17 protein-coding genes are annotated in these 16,713 nt (G+C 58.7%); 2 read left to right on the top strand and 15 right to left on the bottom strand.

The annotated features are described in order from the left end of the window. Positions 1–661: 661 nt before the first annotated feature. The 15 genes from ACVI1L_RS25000 to ACVI1L_RS24930 form a co-directional block, all read right to left on the bottom strand. Positions 662–877, bottom strand: a complete 216-nt coding sequence (locus tag ACVI1L_RS25000; protein WP_456784105.1) for a hypothetical protein — start codon at positions 875–877, stop codon at positions 662–664. A gap of 88 nt (positions 878–965) precedes the next feature. Next, positions 966–1,166 (bottom strand): hypothetical protein, encoded by a 201-nt coding sequence (locus ACVI1L_RS24995; RefSeq protein ID WP_456785607.1) that lies wholly within the window; start codon positions 1,164–1,166, stop codon positions 966–968. A 144-nt stretch (positions 1,167–1,310) separates the two neighbouring features. Then, positions 1,311–1,565, bottom strand: a complete 255-nt coding sequence (locus tag ACVI1L_RS24990) for a hypothetical protein (protein ID WP_456784104.1) — start codon at positions 1,563–1,565, stop codon at positions 1,311–1,313. Between the two features lie 246 nt (positions 1,566–1,811). After that, positions 1,812–2,078 carry a hypothetical protein gene (locus ACVI1L_RS24985; RefSeq protein WP_456784103.1) on the bottom strand — a complete coding sequence of 89 codons (267 nt, stop codon included), beginning with the start codon at positions 2,076–2,078 and terminating at the stop codon, positions 1,812–1,814. A gap of 345 nt (positions 2,079–2,423) precedes the next feature. Further along, positions 2,424–2,597, bottom strand: coding sequence for a hypothetical protein (locus tag ACVI1L_RS24980; RefSeq protein WP_253640603.1), 174 nt, complete (start codon positions 2,595–2,597; stop codon positions 2,424–2,426). Further along, positions 2,594–3,700, bottom strand: a complete 1,107-nt coding sequence (locus tag ACVI1L_RS24975) for a nodulation protein NodZ (RefSeq protein ID WP_305884584.1) — start codon at positions 3,698–3,700, stop codon at positions 2,594–2,596. Before ACVI1L_RS24975 ends, ACVI1L_RS24980 begins: the two co-directional genes overlap by 4 nt. 179 nt (positions 3,701–3,879) lie before the next feature. Beyond that, on the bottom strand, positions 3,880–5,895 hold the full coding sequence (locus ACVI1L_RS24970; protein WP_456784102.1) for a carbamoyltransferase family protein: 2,016 nt from the start codon (positions 5,893–5,895) through the stop codon (positions 3,880–3,882). A 314-nt stretch (positions 5,896–6,209) separates the two neighbouring features. Then, positions 6,210–6,998, bottom strand: a complete 789-nt coding sequence (locus tag ACVI1L_RS24965; RefSeq protein WP_253640606.1) for an ABC transporter permease — start codon at positions 6,996–6,998, stop codon at positions 6,210–6,212. A 3-nt stretch (positions 6,999–7,001) separates the two neighbouring features. Continuing rightward, positions 7,002–7,922 carry a nodulation factor ABC transporter ATP-binding protein NodI gene (nodI, locus tag ACVI1L_RS24960; RefSeq protein ID WP_253640607.1) on the bottom strand — a complete coding sequence of 307 codons (921 nt, stop codon included), beginning with the start codon at positions 7,920–7,922 and terminating at the stop codon, positions 7,002–7,004. Between the two features lies 1 nt (position 7,923). Beyond that, complete coding sequence (gene nodU, locus ACVI1L_RS24955; protein WP_456784101.1) at positions 7,924–9,633, bottom strand: nodulation protein NodU; 1,710 nt, start codon at positions 9,631–9,633, stop codon at positions 7,924–7,926. A 13-nt stretch (positions 9,634–9,646) separates the two neighbouring features. Beyond that, entirely contained in the window at positions 9,647–10,276 is a 630-nt protein-coding gene (gene nodS, locus ACVI1L_RS24950) for a nodulation methyltransferase NodS (protein WP_253640609.1), read from the bottom strand. A gap of 12 nt (positions 10,277–10,288) precedes the next feature. Further along, positions 10,289–11,665 (bottom strand): chitooligosaccharide synthase NodC, encoded by a 1,377-nt coding sequence (gene nodC / locus ACVI1L_RS24945; protein ID WP_456784100.1) that lies wholly within the window; start codon positions 11,663–11,665, stop codon positions 10,289–10,291. Positions 11,666–11,682: 17 nt separating this feature from the next. Then, complete coding sequence (nodB, locus tag ACVI1L_RS24940; RefSeq protein WP_375162633.1) at positions 11,683–12,342, bottom strand: chitooligosaccharide deacetylase NodB; 660 nt, start codon at positions 12,340–12,342, stop codon at positions 11,683–11,685. Beyond that, positions 12,339–12,971: a NodA family N-acyltransferase gene (locus ACVI1L_RS24935; RefSeq protein WP_253640611.1), complete on the bottom strand. Its 633-nt coding sequence runs from the start codon at positions 12,969–12,971 to the stop codon at positions 12,339–12,341. The genes nodB and ACVI1L_RS24935 overlap by 4 nt, the downstream gene beginning before the upstream one ends. Positions 12,972–13,022: 51 nt before the next feature. Further along, positions 13,023–13,361 carry a hypothetical protein gene (locus tag ACVI1L_RS24930; RefSeq protein ID WP_253640612.1) on the bottom strand — a complete coding sequence of 113 codons (339 nt, stop codon included), beginning with the start codon at positions 13,359–13,361 and terminating at the stop codon, positions 13,023–13,025. Positions 13,362–13,802: 441 nt separating this feature from the next. On the opposite strand from ACVI1L_RS24930, the gene nodD1 reads away from it, so the two are divergent. Further along, positions 13,803–14,747 carry a transcriptional regulator NodD1 gene (nodD1, locus tag ACVI1L_RS24925; RefSeq protein WP_456784099.1) on the top strand — a complete coding sequence of 315 codons (945 nt, stop codon included), beginning with the start codon at positions 13,803–13,805 and terminating at the stop codon, positions 14,745–14,747. A gap of 620 nt (positions 14,748–15,367) precedes the next feature. After that, on the top strand, positions 15,368–16,363 hold the full coding sequence (locus ACVI1L_RS24920) for a LysR family transcriptional regulator (RefSeq protein ID WP_456784098.1): 996 nt from the start codon (positions 15,368–15,370) through the stop codon (positions 16,361–16,363). Positions 16,364–16,713: the final 350 nt, after the last annotated feature.

The following is a 16,713-nucleotide window of genomic DNA, read 5'->3' as shown; positions in this document are numbered from 1 at the left end:
AGAACGGTCTGGCGGTGGTTGCGAGGCGTAGCGTTGTCTTTGCGACAATAGTGGCGCGCTACCGACAAAATGTCAGGAGTCAGCTCTCGTTTGTGTCGCGCGCAAGACAGGTCACGAGGCGAACGCTCACTCCTGAACGCACAATCGAAGGCGCTAACCGCGGGCAGAGTTTGCGCAGCGCACCGATCGGTCAACGGAGTCCGGCCCGTCGCCGTAGCTCGAGCGATCCAAAGCTAACGTAATCATCATCGTACGTCCGATTTTCCTGCGTGGCTCTAACCTGCAGTTCACCGCCAATGATGGTCAGATTAGCCCCACCTCCGGGCTGTCTGTGGACAAGCATGCTCCCTGGCTGCGCCAGAACACCTTCAGAAGATCGCCCCAGCGAGGCACGGAAGACGAACTGACTGAGTGGATCTTTGCCCGGGACGTCCTTCGTCTGCATGGTCTGCGTTCCGTCGACGATCTCGCCCAGCTGAAGCCCATTTTTTCGCTGAAGGGGACATCGCGGCCCGCGAACAAAATTTGGGGCATCAGGGCCTAAAGGATCATGTCGGCTCCAGTGAACTGGACCCGCGGAGCATGACCAATTGAACCGGCTTGTTAAACTCACCGCTCCTGATCCCTCTCTTCACGCTGCCAGAGTCTCGCTCTGCTGCAGTTACTGTGGGCATGTGGTCAACGCATCAGCGTTGCCCTGCACCATGTCCGCAGCCTTCGCGGCCTGCATCCGTTCGCGCCAGACCGCCATCGCCGTGCGAAAGCCGTGCGCCTGATGAAGGCGACGACCGTTGTAGAAGGCGATCCAGCTCGCGACCTTTGCCTTGGCATCGTGGCAGCCGGCATAGCCCTTGAGATAGGTGTCCTCATGCCTCATGGTTGTGCGACCGCCACAACCGCTCGCGGAAGAACCTTATCTATCCAACGACCGCGGCCGTCCGTGGAGATCTTACCCCCTGCGTTCGCTAACGCGCCGGTGAAGGCCGGACTGGTGAATTGGCTGCTCTGATCGGTGGTGAGATCTCCGGAGTGTCATACTTCGCCAGCGCCTCGTCCAGAGCCGCTCCGAAAAACGAGACGTCCATCGTGTTCGACAACCGCCACGCCAGAACCGCACGGCTCGCCCAGTCGCTGATGGCGACGAGGTGAAGAAAGCCGCGGCCGATGGGCAGATACGTGATGTCGGCCGCCCATAGCTGGTTTGGCCGTCGATCGTCGTGTTGCGGAAAAAATAGGGATATGTCTTGTGGTCCGCACCGACCTCGTCGTGATCGGACTTGGTCCCAGTGCCGCGATGGCCATCTTCCGCATTAAGCGCTGCACCGCTTGCGATTGACCTGAAGCCCCTCACCCTTCAGCATCGCGGTCATTCGCCGCGAGCTCAGGAACTGCCAGGCGCTGAACAGCTCGTCGAGACGCCGCATGGGGGTAAGGTCGTTGTCGTTGGCCGGCCGTGGCGGCCGGCAGACCCCAGAGCGCGCGATACCAAGCAACATGCATTTCCGCCGAGTCGACAGCGCCATGTCGGCGCGATCGAGCATTTCTCGACGGTCCGGCGCGCTCACCTTCCGGTCCTTCCCGCTAACCAATCGCGCTCGACTGTCAGTTGTCCAATCTTGGCGTGCAGCTTCTCGATCCTGCGTTCGCGAACGTCCCCGCTCTCTCGCCCGACACCCGCGTCAAAGGCCTGGGCCGCCTGGTCCAGCAGTTGCTTCTTCCAGGTATAGATCTGGTTCGGTGAACCTCATAGCGCTGGGCCAGATCGGCCGCCGTCGCCTGCTCCCGCATCGCTTCCAGCGCGATCTTTGCCTTCAGTACCGCGTCGATCTTGCGTCTCGTCTTCCATCATGCTTGCGTCTATCAACGGAGCAGCCTCTTCCAACCAAGCATGCGGTCCCAACAATCGGGGTCCATTTCACCACCATGCCGCAACGAATTTCGGAAACGGTGAGCGAGGTGATGGACAAAGGGTTTTCGAGCTGCGCCGCCATCCAAGCCGGGGGCGATTCCGACAGGTGCCGCGTGAGGACATGGCTGATGATGTTGTTGGCGAGAGCAAAGCCCATCCCGGTCGCCATTGCTCCCTCCTTCGCGATGCTGTCACGTCCAGATCAACGGCGCCGGATGCCCAACTTCCAACCCTTCCTCGTTCCACTTACGCGCAAGCGCTGTGGCGAGGTCGTGCTCCGTCTCCAGGCCTTGAGGCTCGAACTGCACGGCGTCCGCTTTTGTTAGCGTAGGTCAGCAATTTTCGATTCCCCGCTTGCGCAGCGTAATAGCGCCGACTGTGTCGACTGTCCCCAGTAACGCCGGCGGCGAGAATATGGGTGACCCTTCTCCGACGCCAGGATCAACGAGATTGACGAGGCTCGCGCGAGGCGATGACGAAGATCGCACGCTTTTGAGCGCGGCGGAGCAACTCTTCACGGATTTCGAGTGCCGCGGGCGCCAATTAGCTGTTGGCGGGTGGCATCCTTTGATGGAACCTCGCCGCCAGGAGCTGCTTTGGCAACAATTCTGCGCGCGGAGAAAAAGCGACAGTACTTCTCGATGCAAAGAGCGGCCAACAGATCAATCAGGCGAACAACAACTTTCATAGCGTCACAAGCTCTTGGGACGCTTCTTCAATCAAGATTAGCCGGCCCGGATCGTTCAGGTCGAATTCTACCACGCGTGGCGCAAACAGGCGGGCATAGCGCGTGAATGCGCTCGTCGGGGGAAAACGAATTGCAGTGTCGCACCTCGCAAGAAGATACATTTCGATAAGAGCGGAAAAGCCGCCCGCGGCTCCGAGCGCGCCACTGTGCAATGGTCCGGCTTGAGGCGCCTGGAAACTCTTTGGAACCGTGAAGACATCAGGAAATATCGCCGAGATCTCTTCGAGGACGACCGCACTGTCCGTGCAAAGGAACACTCTCGCAGGTTTTGCGTGCGGCAACGCTTTGGCCATTTCGACGGCATTGCAGACCTGTCGCAGGGCCCGCTCCGGATCGGTCCAATACGGGGTATGCCCCATAATGTCCTCGCCGTTGCCATGTCGAACATGCACGCCGATCATGCTGTATGGCTCAAACTGCTCGCGGTAGATCGCATCAATCCTGGCCTGAATCTCAGATCGTGGTTTGATGGTCCGAAAAATTTCCCGTTCTGCTTCTTGATCGCAGCGCCACATCAGGCAGGCGTCACACACAACAGTGTTCGCATCACTGTCTTGCTCGCTTTGAAACAATTGATCGAGTTCGTCGCGCTCTTTGAAAATTTGCTCGTCCGGCCGATAGACGCAGTCGATCGATGGCTTATTCCACCAACTCGGGAAGAATGGTCCTGGAAACGAGCGCTGATTGATCTGGTCGTCGCAAATCACCCGTACGCCGGCAATGTCTTGCACTGGTTCAAAGAACACTGGAAAGGCATTGATGAAGGGTTGGTCGAGATAACAGGATCCTCGCCAATCGATGACCAGGTTTCGCCCGGTCCGCTGTGCAAAACGCCAAGCTGCCGCCAGCGACCACAGGCAGTCACCGAATCCCGTACGTCGTCGGGAAACTACGAACCTATCATTCCTCGAACCGCTCTGCATGGCCTCCTCCCGGGCTCCTGGTTGGACAAGTGACGCCATTGTAGACATCTCATGTATCATCTCGTCCGACGTCACGACCTGAAATCGCGGTGCCGGCGAGCTGCGTCTGTAGAACTTCATAGCAGCGCTATCCGTGATGGGCCGCGTTCTCGCAACACTTTCCGTCTTGTCTTGAGTGGTGTTGCGGCGACGCGCCGATTTCAGCCGGATGCCCGATGCCCCTCGTGCGTCGGATGGCCTGGCCTCCTCCATGCAGGCATCGGCATGGCCATGCTCACGAGTTCCGGCTATGTTTCCCTTTACACTGTGTTGCGGCCGCAAGCTGCGCGCGGCGGATGCAGACGGATGCCTCGCAGCTCCCACACGAGGCGCAATTCCTTCACGAGATCTTCACGCCTGGCCTGGCCCAGCATGGTTGCGTCGAGCAGCCCGCCGAGCGACGCCTCGCCCTCGACCCGCATCAAGATCTCGAAAAGCTCCTGTGAGATGCGCATACTATCGCGGGTGGAAGGTCCCGTGCGGATCTCGCAGACCGTCTCCTGCCGATCGACCGCTACGTGAGAGCGGACACGATGTAGCGATGCATAGGGTGGCAATGAAACGCCCAGTGCACTCCAATCCTGCAATGTTGCCGTCCGCTTCTTGACCAGGAACGGCCCGACCACAAGTCCGTCTAAATCGGTTGTCAAGAACGTAACGATTGCGTCTGACACCGAATCAACGATCGGCTCGGCATTGTTGTTAAACGACGTGTTTAGAAGGATCGGTATTCCAGTTCGCTTCTTGAACGCGTTGATTAAATCCCAATAAGCGGGGTTGGTCTCGCGCGACACCGTTTGCAGCCGAGCGGTCCCGTCAACGTGCGTAATCGCACCGAGCACGCTACGCTGGGCTTCACGCACGCGAACCACAAAGTTCATGAACGGCAGCTCCCTCGTGCCGCCTGGAAGCTCGAAAAACTCGCTCGCATCCTCAACCAGTACAGACGGCGCAAACGGACGATAACTCTCGCGCTTTTTGACCATCTCGTTAATTCGGTTCTTGTTATCGGTTGGCCGCGGGTCCGCAAGAATGCTGCGGTTACCAAGCGCACGTGGGCCGAACTCAGAGCGGCCCTGAACCCAGCCGATTACAGCGCCATTTGCCATCCAGTCTGCCGCACTGGATGCTATGTCATCACTTCGTTGAATGTCGAGGTGGCCTGACCATGCGTTGAGCTCACGCTCTATGGCTTGCTCGTTGCCGAGATCGGGCCCCCAATAGACGCCCGACAGTCGCTCACGCGGCGCCGGCCTGCCCAGCTCGTTTGACACGATCAATGCAGCGCCCAGCGCACAACCGGCATCGTGCGCCGCGGGTTGAACAAAGATGTCGTCAAATAGCCCGGAATAAAGCAGCTTACCGTTCAGCGTGCAATTATGGGCTACCCCTCCAGCCAGGCACAAGCGTGTCATGCCTGTCGCTTCACGATGGTGCCGCAGGATGTGAAACACAATCCGCTCCAGCGCCTCCTGCAGCGAAGCGCTGACATCTCGATGTTGTTGGGTGAATGGCATTCCTTTTCGCCGAACCTCGATGTGGCGGACCAGGGCCGGAGCGATCCGATCCAGGTGAACGCGATAGCCACCCTTGTCCAACAACTCGTAGAACTGCGCGAAGAGTTCGCGATAGGGAGCGGGATCACCATACGGGGCAAGCCCCATCACTTTGTACTCGTCGAACAATCCGTAGCCGAGATATCGGATCGTCTCGAGATAGAACAGCCCCAAGGAGTTACGTTCCGGGAAGCTTGCAAGTTGCGCAATTTCGATGCCAGACCCCACCGCCAATAAGCCGGAGAGAAAATCTCCACTACCGTCGATCGTAAAAATGAGACTTTTTTCGAACCCGGACATGGCAAACGCGCTCATGGCATGCGCTTCGTGGTGATTTACGAAGGAAAGCCGCGACGGATCGATGTCGGCGTCAAACTCCCGTGCCAGCAGCTGGCGCATCAACAGTTTGGCGTCCAACGGAACGGGCTTGGAAACAGAAAGACGCTCGAGCATTGTATTGCAGTAGGCTTCAGTCGCGTAGAACGCGATACGGTCGATCTCGCCGAGTTCAACTCCTGCGGTAGAAAGGCAGTATCGGATGGAGTTGCTCGGCAACTTGTTGGAGTGCTTGACGCGGTTGAGGCGCTCCTCTTCGACGGCAGCAATCACGCGGCCATCCTGCACAAGGACCGCAGCGCCATCGTGAAGAAATGTACTCGGCAGCTCCGGCGATCTTTCATAGATTCTGTCAAGACCACCACTTAGTCCCAGGCACAACATCCAACTCTCCATTTGATCATGGCGGGAACGACAACTGCGTTCCACCTATCCAATCTGTGCGGTCACGCTCCGTCGGGTGCGCGGGCCAGACAACACAATACAACTTTTGCAATTCCGTCTCGGCGCCTAGCGACAGGCGCTCAGAAAGTCACGGTGCCGCCGTCCGCACCGATCGACCGAACAGACGGCCGGAGACGTTGCTCGATCGCGGCCTCTCAAGTCCATTGCAGCGGCCGCTGCGACAGACCAGGTCATCCCGAGCTACCGCACGACGCATCGTGACTGTGAATTTCTCCATTCTCGCTGAACTCACGTCAACGCAGCAGACGGCGCCGAAATACTGCTATCGACGCAAAAAAGGGCACGACCGTGTAAACGCAAAGCGCAGCGACATGCAGGGCAGCACTGTCGACACCGCGTTCGAGCATCGCTGGGCGAATAAGGTCGACCGAATGTGCGAGAGGCAACAAGCCGACGAAATGCTGAAATGAGCCGGGCAGTTGGCTCGTCGGAAAGACCACGCCACACAAAAACACCATAGGACTGAGGACAAGCGTCTGGTAAAACACGAAGTAATCGTAACTTGGCGCAAGAGATATGACGACCATGGCCAGGCTGCCGAAGACAAGGCCAGTAAGGGCGATTGCTGGCATCGCATACAGAACGGATAGCCAGGATGCATAACCCAGCGTGACAGCGACGATCCCGATCGCTGTTCCGGCCAGAACGGACTTACTGGCCGCCCACACCAGTTCACCCAAAACGATATCGCCAAGCGTGAGCTCAGTGAAGAGGATTGCTTCCCAGGTACGCTTGGCGTCCATGCGTGCAAAGGCTGCATACATGGTTTCAAAGGTCGCGGACGTCATGGCACTGGTCGCGACCATGCCTGCCGCAAGGAACGCGATGTACGACGTCCCCTCAACGCGCCCCACGATCAGCCCAAGGCCAAAGCCGAGGCCAAACAGATTGGTCAAGGGATCTGCGAGGTTTCCGAGAATCGATGCAAGCGCAACTTTCTTCCATGCGAGGAAGTTCCGACGCCATACCGCGATCCAGTTGTACGCGTTAGTGGGCATCACCGCCGCATAACTTTCACCCATCAGTCACTTCTCCATCTCGCGCCCGGTCAGCCGCAAAAACACGTCTTCGAGATTTGGGGAGCGCTGCAGAACACGAAGTCCCGCTCGCCCCCGCAGTTCCACGCGGACCTGCTCCGGATATGGCGCATAACAGAAGAGCGTCTCTCCACTCACTTCTATGTGCCGCGCATGGGGCCTGATCAGCTCGCGGAGCTGATGTGGATCACCTCCATAGATTTCGACCACGTTGCAGCCGATATGCTCGTCGATTAGCACATCTGGCTTGCCTTCGGCGATCTTGCGTCCACCCTCGAGGACACACAGCCGATCGCACAGGCGTTCGGCCTCTTCCATAAAGTGAGTAGTCAAGAAAATCGTCTTGCCCCGCGCAAGTAGAACTCGCAGACGCTCCCAAATCAGGTGGCGGGCGTGCGGATCCAAACCAGTCGTCGGCTCGTCCATCACGAGCAGATGCGGGTCATTTATTAGCGCGCGTGCCAAGGTCAGTCGCCGCTTCATGCCACCCGACAGTTCTGAGACCCGTGCGTCTGCCTTGGTTTCGAGCCGCGCGAACTCGAGCAACGATGGTACGACGGCTTCGATCTTGCGGGCGCTCATGCCGAAATAGCGACCAAACACCAGCAGATTCTCGCGTACGGTAAACTCAAGCTCAAGGTTGTCGAACTGTGGTACGACACCGACCCGCATGCGCGCGACACGCGCGCGCGCCGGTACAGGTTCATTGAGTATCATTATCTTGCCTGCGTCCGGCGAGATCATGCCGAGGAGCATACGGGCGATCGTGCTCTTGCCGGCTCCATTTGGCCCGAGTAGACCAAAGCACTCTCCGCGGGCAACCGAGAACGACAGTTCATCGACGATAATTCTGCCGCCAAATGACTTTCTGACGCCGGCAAGGTCGATTGCTACCGTGGACATATTCATCTTAGGCCGACTGGAGCCGTTTAGCCGGCGGTTGCTTCCTTACGACCGGCTTGGTCCAGAGCTGGCCATCACACCACACATGCTCAACGCGCCCCCATTGACAGGCCGCCGCGGCGTCCGGAAAGAATCCGCGCCCGTTCAGGTTCGCGCTCGTGTTGCAGAGCAACGGAAGCCCCGTAAGGCGCTCGAATTCGATGAGAAGCTCAGCGACTTTGTGTGGAGAGCTGCGGGAGATTGTCTGCAGTCGCGCCGAACCGTCCAGATGAATGACAGCGGGGATCTTGTCGCACCATTCCGCCCTGGTCTGATGATCGAACAGCATGTAGGGGTCCGGCGCACCTGGGTTGAATATCTCTGGCGCGCGATCCTCCAAGCAGATCGGCGCCACCGGTCGGAAGTGCTCACGACACTTAATGTCGTTGAGATGATCCTTCATCGCCGGTGACGTCGGAGCCGCCAGAATACTTCTGCCGCCCAACGCTCGCGGACCCAGCTCGGCGCGCCCGGACAGGAACACTACCGGCTTGTTGTCGGCGAGAATGGCGGCAAGCTCACGCAGACTGCACGGCTCGGCCTCCCATTCCGGCAACCCCTCGGAGGCCTGCAGAGCCGGACCGCTGTAAACAGACCATTCCAACGGTCCAAACCCATTTCGCGCCGCCATCGCCGCGCAAGCAGCACCTATTGCCGAGCCACTGTCATTCGGGAAAGGCGGTACCCACACCTCATCGAACAGGCCCGTCGCGCGAAGCGCACTATTCCACTTGATGTTGAGACCGCACCCACCTGCCACACATAGATTTCGTGCGCCCGGGAGAGAGGAGTGCTGCAACAGAACCATCGCGATTTCCCGAACCAGAAGACGTTCCAGGAACATATGGAACGAGGCAAGGATGTCCTCCGCTCGTTTGCCCGTAAGGCGCAATGCGCTTGTCTCGAAAAACTCGTGCGTGGCCGCAAGTAATGCTTCCGGATTGTGGATGTCTGCGCGGTAGCGACGAGCCTGCTCCGTGTCCGCGGCGAAGCGCTTCTCGTAGAGCTCTTGAAACACTGCGACAACGCCTTCGTCGACAGAGCCGAGCGCGATGTACGCCATCAGCTTGCCGGCGATGCCCAAATCCCAGCTGGTGCGGTTCGGCTGCCTGTATGGCCCGAAGTGAAGGCCGGCGGCAGCATAGAGCTGACCAATCATGGGAAACAGGGATCCCACGAGCCGCGCGCCGCGAGGCTCGACATAGTAAAGCCGGGGAAAGATGGAGCCGTCCCATACCAGACAGAACGCGGGTTTTCCAGTACTGGCAAAGGGGCTGGTGCTATAGGCCGACGCAACGTGGCCCGTGACGTGCGGGTAACTTTTATAGGGAAAGACCTTGTCGCCGAGGATCAGGCCAAAGCCTTCGACGGAATCAAGAAGGCCCTCAGCATGACGCTCGACATATGGCCCCCCTTTCAGCGTGATCGGCACCGCCCCACTAAGGACCTGGAACCGCGACTCGATCTCTCCATCCCAGCCATCGATGACGAACTGATCAATGTCTCGCGGATCAAGACCATGCTCCGCTAACGCACGCACGACATCATCGAGGTTGTCGATGGATTGATAGCGCGGGTTGTTGCCGCGCTTTTCCTGCTCGGTGCAAAAGACGAGCCGCCCGTCCTCGACGAGAGCAATTGCGCCGTCATGTGTTAATTTGATGCCGCAGATGCGCATACGACCCCCTGATCTAATGACCGACAATTGAGTGTTTTAACGACTGCCCCGACTTCCGGAACAGGACGAGCAAGCAGTCTTCGTTGACCGACGTGGTTTGGCAGTGCAGACGCTCCACCTCCAACAGGCTCTCTTTGAAGAGAGAGATCACCGTCTCGGCACCAGCGGCATGACCCCAGTGTCGACAGGTGGCATCACGCGCGGACCCGAACACCAGAGCGCCGTCTGGGGCAAGCATGCTCACCAGGTTGCGGACCGCCGCGTGCATCTCGGAAACGTCATTGAGATAGTAGAGAACCTCGGCGACGATGATCAGATCGAACTTCTCTGTGGTCGAAAACTGCTGAATATTGCACGCAATCCAATTTATGTGTGACCGATGCCCGGTCCGCAGGCGCGCTCGTTCGATCGCCTGCGGCATGACATCGACCACCGTTAGGCGTTGGCAACGCGGTGCAAGCATTTCCGTGAATGCCCCGGCTGCGCATCCGACTTCGAGGGCATGCTCGACACCCCCATTGCATGACGACATCCGGAGCATTTGCGCGTACCGTTCCTGCTCGAACGCATTGCTGTCGAGATGCCATGGATCATCCACAGCGAGTTCGCGTTCCAGTAATTGATGGTTCTTGTACACAGTCATGCGCCGATCGACCTACTTATACGCGCTCGATCGTTTCCGACCGCAAATGCTCTCCGGCGCCGCCAAGCGCGATGGACGGTGAGGAACCGCCGGCTTCGGAATTGTGCCAGAAGCCACTCCTGTAGCCACAGGACCTGCTGCGCTGTTCGGCACCGGCATGACCGCCTGCTCATCTCCTTCAGTTGGCTCGTTGACGATCGTGCGCGACAGCCAATCGCTGTTGCTCAATGTACAAAGGGCATACGCTTTGAGTGGCAGTAGAAGAAAGATGTTTATCGGTGTGTGGAGCGAGAAGCCGAGAAATCGCAATTCCCCCGCCCGAAGTGCAGCTACACTGCACCGAACCATCGTCATCGCCGCAATTGTCAAGCCTGTCCACCAGGGTACAGATCCGCCGACTGCAAGCTCGGCAAGCGCAGCCAGTGCTGAAAGGGCGAGTAGCAGTGGGCCAAGATTCTGCCCGACAACGTCCAGTGTGAGGTAGCCATCGAGCTCCGGCAGCAGACGCAATGCGAGAAACGTATCGCGAAAGGTGCTGCGCGCCCAGCGCAGCTGCTGACGCAGGTATGGCCCGAGAGTGTCAGGGACAACTGTTGCCGCAATCGCGTCCGGAACATACTCGGTTCGAAATCCCGCCTTGAGCATGAGAATCGTCAGATGGCGATCTTCGCCGAAATCACTCGGCTTGCCGCGAAAGAATTGCGTTTCGTATTGATCAAGCAGCAGGGCAAGAGCAGAGCGACGATACATCGCACATGGACCGCAACAGCACATGACCGCACCGAACCGAGCTTGCGCCGCGCGCTCTTCGTTGCACGCCAACCAGTATTCCATGTCGATCAGACTGGTCAGCCATGTATCGTTGCGATTGCTCGCTACCAGCTGGCCCATCGCGGCACCAATGTCGGGGTCCCGCATCTTCGCCGCTAGCTTGGCGACCACGTCGGCGGCCAGTATCGTATCCGAATCGACGTTAAGCACCAAGTCACCGGACGAGCCGCGTATTGCGGCGATCTGCGCTTTCCGCTTGCCAACATTCCTGGCAAGCAAGATGATGCTGAAGCGCGCATCGTTGGCATAGATCTTATGTACAGGTCCCACAACGTCGCGATTTGCCGAGCCATCGTCGACCACATAGACCCGCAGCTCTCCTTCGTAGTCTTGCCTGGCGAGCGACTCCAAACACTGCGCGAGCGTGTCCGGTTTCTCGTTGAAGCAAGGCACGATAATATCCACACTTGGCAGAGCCAGCGCGGATTGTCCCACATCGTTCCGCAACGATGGGGCATTCCCCCGCCGCGCATACAGCGCCTGCGCGCTTTTGTAGATGGTCGAGAGCAGCGCGTAAGACGAAACCGCGACGGCGCTGGTTGTAGCGAGCAGGTCCATAGGGTGCCAGTTGTTGTTCAGTGAAGCTGAGGGAGCGGGCGGATCACGAAGCCGCGGCGTTGTAGTGCTGGAACTAGGTAAGAGAGCGCTCTAACCGTCTGGTCTCGCCGAGTTGCATCAGCGCACGGCCCGTCCTCATCAGGAGGATATCCGTCGTGCAGGAGAACAATTGAACCCGGTCGAACGGCTCCGAGTACCGAAGTTACAATTCTGTCCACCCCGGGCTGGGACCAATCTCTCGGATCGACCGACCAGTGCACAGCCTTAAGGCCAGCCTGCGCCGACGTAGCGAGCACCTCTTCGGTCCATTTACCGTAGGGGGCCCGCATGTGCCTGGGCGCAGCCTGCCGACATGCCGAACGAATCGCCTCGCTGGCCATTAGCACCTCACCGCGCACCTGAGCCGGCCCGCATCTGGACAGGTCCGGATGCGTCATCGTGTGGTTCGCCACCTCGTGGCCTTGCGCGATCATCCGCCGAATGAGCTCGGGCTGCTCGGCTGCGTAGGTACCGATCACAAAGAACGTTGCTGGCACCCGATGTTGCGTCAACACATCGAGAACCTCTGGCGTGCAGAACGGATTTGGCCCATCGTCAAAGGTCAAATAGACAGGGAAGCTTCCGCTTACATCAGCGTAGTCGCAAGGAACGGCAGACACGGGGACAAGTTCTTTCACAGCTCGGGCCCGTTCCGATCGATCATTGCGCCGGCGGGCCACTCGCTGATCGCGCTTTGAACCGGGAACACCACCACGATCACCTCTTCGATGCGGATCGGCGACAGATTGGGATAGACATCCGGATGCGTGGAGCGGACGCGAAGGCCCGACATGAGGGTCGCGAGGCCCTGTCTTTGCACCAGTCGGGTAAGATGCTTCTCAAGCGCGGGCCGGACCGTCCCGAAGCCGAACGGGACTCCAAGTTCGTGCAGCATAGGATACATCACCCGCATCGCGTGGCTGATTCCCAGTCCCTCGAGATCCGGCCGCACGGCATACAGCCCAAGTTCAGCCACGAGTAGATCGACAGCACCAATCTTGATGAAGCGGCGCAGTAGTCCGACGTGAGCAGCTACACCATGGGCGTCGCGACCAATCACGCGGACCTCAGGCCTGGCGCCGGCCCAACTTCTGTTGCCTTCAAACGGCTGCGCATTGAAAGCACCGGTCGGCCCGTAACTCTTGCGAAAAAATTCGGCGAGCTCGGCATGCTCGGTAAGCCGCAGGTCGTTTTCCCAGCGAACGCTCCAATGAACTTGAGTGCGCGCAGAAGGAGCTTCCGCGGTCCGAGATGCGACAATGTCCATGGCAGGCTTTCCTACGCGAGTCATTTCGAGAGCGGGCTCAGTCACGCGAACTCACTCACCGGACGCAGATCGATCGAGAAATGCGCCGTCGCGTTTTGTTGGATGCCAGTTCTCCTTTGCGCGCCCGCGCCGGAGCAGATCGCTTGGGGTGACGCCTCTGTGAGCGATCAGCTGATCGCTCCGTTGAGGCTTGTCATTCCGACCGAATGCTGTGCCGAAGGCGTACGGATGGGGCGATTTGATCGTGCAGATGTTATCTGCACCATGGAGCCCTTCTGCCTCGTCTATGGCGGCCATCGGCGCTTTGCCGCTAGTAACCGGACCATCGATGCGGACCACCTCGTTGAGGGAGCGTCCCAATGACACCAGATCAACTTGGTTCTCATGCATCTTTGACACGCCCCGAATGCGATTGACAGTCGAGCCAATGGACTGTCGCCAGATCTATTTGGCATTCGCGATCTGCGCCTGCCGCTGTATCGCGACACTAGGGCGATGCTGATCCGGCCCTCAAGTGTACGCGGGTAAACCGCCGATATGGAAAGGGTTGGAATACACATACGAAGGTTTACCGAGCGCTTCGCGTTGCGACGGATACGCGGGTTGCGCTGGTCACGACCGACGCCACTCGTACGCCTTCGCGTTGAATAGCCGCCCAAGAAGCCGACAGCAGCCGCTCGCGTTCAAGGTTGTCCAGAGCCCGCGCACGACCCACAGCCATCCTGGTGTTCCGACCATTTTCTAAACTGATGTTTGCTATCCAACATCCCGCAGTTTGGTAAAATCGATTGTTTCGATGGAATGCATCCACACGATGGATAGACTCAAAAGATGCGATTCAAAGGACTCGATCTAAACCTGCTCGTTGCGCTCGATGCTCTGATGACCGAGCGCAACCTCACCGCCGCGGCGCGTAAAATTAACCTGAGCCAGCCCGCTATGAGCGCGGCAATCGCGCGGCTGCGCACCTACTTCGGCGATGAACTTTTCACGATGCGCGGTCGAGAGCTCGTCCCGACACCGGGCGCTGAAGCGCTCGCGGGTCCCGTTCGAGAGGCCCTCTTGCACATTCAAATTTCGATTATTTCGCGAGATTCGTTCGACCCTGCTCAGTCCAGCCGTCGCTTCAGGGTCATTCTCTCCGATTTCATGACAATCGTTTTTTTTCGACGAATTATGGACCGTATCGCACAGGAAGCCCCGGCTGTGCGCTTTGAATTGCTGCCCTTTTCGGATGAGCCCGACGAGTTGCTCCGCCGGGGGCAGGTCGACTTTCTCATTCTGCCGGAGTTATTTATGTCGAGCGCTCATCCCAAGGCGACGCTGTTCGACGAGACTCTCGTATGCGTGGGATGCCGCACGAACAGGCAACTGTCACGCCAACTGACATTCGAAAAATACCTTTCGATGGGTCACGTTACGGCCAAATTCGGACGGGCGCTGAGGCCCAACCTGGAAGAATGGTTTTTGCTTGAACACGGCCTAAAGAGACGGATCGAGGTGGTAGTGCAAGGCTTTAGCCTTATCCCACCCATAATATTGGACACCCGCCGTATCGGAACGATGCCTTTGCGACTCGCTAGGCACTTCGAAAAGCGGATGCCCGTGCGGATTGTCGCACCACCCTTGCCTCTGCCCACATTCACCGAAGCATTGCAATGGCCTGCGTTCCACAACACCGACCCAGCGAGCGTTTGGATGAGGCGGATATTGTTGGAAGAGGCGTCCAACATCGCATCGGGGAATTTCGAGACATCTACTCGCAGGCGATGTTAGGTTCAGCATAAGGCGATTCCGGCCGCGTCTCGCGTATGGCGGCACGCCATTAATTCTTCGCCGACGCTTTACATTTCTCGACGCGCGATGTTGCAGACGCCGGACGTTAGATGACGAAGCGCCCCGATGGCTTGGCAGGTTGAGCGCCTAATAATGTTCCGGCTGAGATTGGGATACCTGCGGTACAGGTCAACGGACGTCCAGCGTTGCTGCGGTACATAATCCTTATTGGTGCGCAAATGTCCGACACGTTCAATTATTCGCTTGAATCCCACGCTGCGTGAGGTTGTAGGCTGCGCGCCTTGGCTCGCGCTGCGTTAAGCGGCGGTCGACCGGGCGCACAGCCGAACTCACGGCTTTGGCGGAGCAACTTGGACTGGTGCCAACAGTTAGCGACCGGGTCTTGTTACGAAGCGCGCCGAAGCGGCGAGCCTATTAGCTTCGGGCTTGTAACGGTTTCCGGCCTCTGATGTCCGTCAACGGCCGAACTGTCCTTTGTTGCGATCTCGCGATCGCAAGGTGGGACGAAACCGATTCGGACGAGCCGGTGAGACCGCCCCAGACGTAGCCGCGGCCGGTCGTTTATGCACCGCAAGCACGTTTGCGCCGGACAAGAAGATATGCGCTTCAAAGGACTGGATCTAAACCTTCTCGTCGCGCTCGATGCTCTAATGACCGAGCGCAGCCTGACTGCAGCGGCACGTAAGATCAGCCTTAGCCAGCCCGCTATGAGTGCAGCTGTCGCCCGACTGCGCGCCTATTTTCGCGACGAGTTGTTTGTGATGAGAGGACGAGAACTTGTCCTGACCCCACGCGCGGAGGGACTCGCCGCTCCGGTTCGTGAGGCGCTGATGCACATTCAGCACTCGATCATCGCCCGGGAGGCCTTCGACCCTGCCCGATCGAACCGGCGGTTCAGGATCTGCCTTTCAGATTTCATAACCGTCGTATTCTTCCGCCACGTCGTGGAGCGCGTCGCGCGAGAAGCACCCAATGTCAGGTTCGAGCTGGTGACGCTCACCGATGAGCACGATGAGCTACTTCGGCGCGGCGAGGTCGATTTTGTCATCCTGCCGGAATTGTTCATGTCAGGTACGCACCCCAGAGCGGCCTTGTTCGAGGAGAGCCTCGTTTGCGTGGGCTGTCACACAAATAGTCACCTACTGAGGCGGTTGACATTTGATCGGTATTTGTCGATGGGCCACGTTGCGGTCAAGCTCGGAGGCACACGCAAGACCTTCGTCGAGGATTCCTTGTTGCACGATCTCGGGCTTAATCGGCGCATCGATATTCTTGTGCAGAGCTTCAGCATGATCCCGCCCCTGCTAGCGGGCACAGACCGCATAGGGACCATACCCTTAAGGCTCGCAAAGCATTTTCAAAGAGCCGCGCCGCTTCGGATTGCCGCCCTTCCCCAGCCATTCCCCACCTTCACCGAGGCAGTCCAATGGACTGTCCTTAATAACAGCGACCCAGAAAGCATCTGGCTGCGAGAAATATTGCTGCAGGAAGCAGCTCGCATGGTAACTGCGCGTGAAGAGACATTCGGCATTAGCGCTTCGGAACGAGCGGATGATGCCGGCCCCTTCGCACGATCGGTTTCGCCGTTAACGTAAGGACGTTGGCAAAGGTGAGCGAACCCGGCACTCGGACCGTGTCCCAGCGCGTGCACTTTCGGATCGTCTCGCTCGAACTCGTTGTCTCTCGTCAAAGCTCCACATAGTTGGCGACCGTCACAAGCCCGAGGCCGTCCTTCTCGCACCGGCGACGGGCTCGACGTAAAGCAGTCGCTCGAGCATTAGCCCGGCTTTGAGAGACAGAGAGGTCGCTACGTGCTCGCGCCAAAGCTACGCTGGCGCATTGCAAGCCCGGCTTGCGGCCGCGCCGCTCTCGAGACAGCAGGATCGGCTCGGCGGCTAATCGCATCAACACGGCGAATCGGTCGTGGCGCTCGCAATGAGCGGAC

Source organism: Bradyrhizobium sp. USDA 4516 (assembly GCF_054055915.1).
The sequence above is the reverse complement of the archived record's forward strand: the minus strand, read 5'-3'. Positions and strand labels throughout refer to the sequence as shown.

What these genes read in the sequence shown, in the direction of transcription:
- ACVI1L_RS24980 (WP_253640603.1), bottom strand. Translation starts at nt 2,597, where the DNA reads ATGAAAGTTGTTGTTCGCCTGATTGATCTGTTGGCCGCTCTTTGCATC.
- ACVI1L_RS24970 (WP_456784102.1), bottom strand. Translation starts at nt 5,895, where the DNA reads ATGTTGTGCCTGGGACTAAGTGGTGGTCTTGACAGAATCTATGAAAGA.
- nodC (WP_456784100.1), bottom strand. Translation starts at nt 11,665, where the DNA reads ATGGACCTGCTCGCTACAACCAGCGCCGTCGCGGTTTCGTCTTACGCG.
- ACVI1L_RS24985 (WP_456784103.1), bottom strand. Translation starts at nt 2,078, where the DNA reads ATGGCGACCGGGATGGGCTTTGCTCTCGCCAACAACATCATCAGCCAT.
- nodU (WP_456784101.1), bottom strand. Translation starts at nt 9,633, where the DNA reads ATGCGCATCTGCGGCATCAAATTAACACATGACGGCGCAATTGCTCTC.
- ACVI1L_RS24920 (WP_456784098.1), top strand. Translation starts at nt 15,368, where the DNA reads ATGCGCTTCAAAGGACTGGATCTAAACCTTCTCGTCGCGCTCGATGCT.
- ACVI1L_RS24935 (WP_253640611.1), bottom strand. Translation starts at nt 12,971, where the DNA reads ATGGACATTGTCGCATCTCGGACCGCGGAAGCTCCTTCTGCGCGCACT.
- ACVI1L_RS24930 (WP_253640612.1), bottom strand. Translation starts at nt 13,361, where the DNA reads ATGCATGAGAACCAAGTTGATCTGGTGTCATTGGGACGCTCCCTCAAC.
- nodI (WP_253640607.1), bottom strand. Translation starts at nt 7,922, where the DNA reads ATGAATATGTCCACGGTAGCAATCGACCTTGCCGGCGTCAGAAAGTCA.
- ACVI1L_RS25000 (WP_456784105.1), bottom strand. Translation starts at nt 877, where the DNA reads ATGAGGCATGAGGACACCTATCTCAAGGGCTATGCCGGCTGCCACGAT.
- nodS (WP_253640609.1), bottom strand. Translation starts at nt 10,276, where the DNA reads ATGACTGTGTACAAGAACCATCAATTACTGGAACGCGAACTCGCTGTG.
- ACVI1L_RS24965 (WP_253640606.1), bottom strand. Translation starts at nt 6,998, where the DNA reads ATGGGTGAAAGTTATGCGGCGGTGATGCCCACTAACGCGTACAACTGG.
- ACVI1L_RS24975 (WP_305884584.1), bottom strand. Translation starts at nt 3,700, where the DNA reads ATGAAGTTCTACAGACGCAGCTCGCCGGCACCGCGATTTCAGGTCGTG.
- nodD1 (WP_456784099.1), top strand. Translation starts at nt 13,803, where the DNA reads ATGCGATTCAAAGGACTCGATCTAAACCTGCTCGTTGCGCTCGATGCT.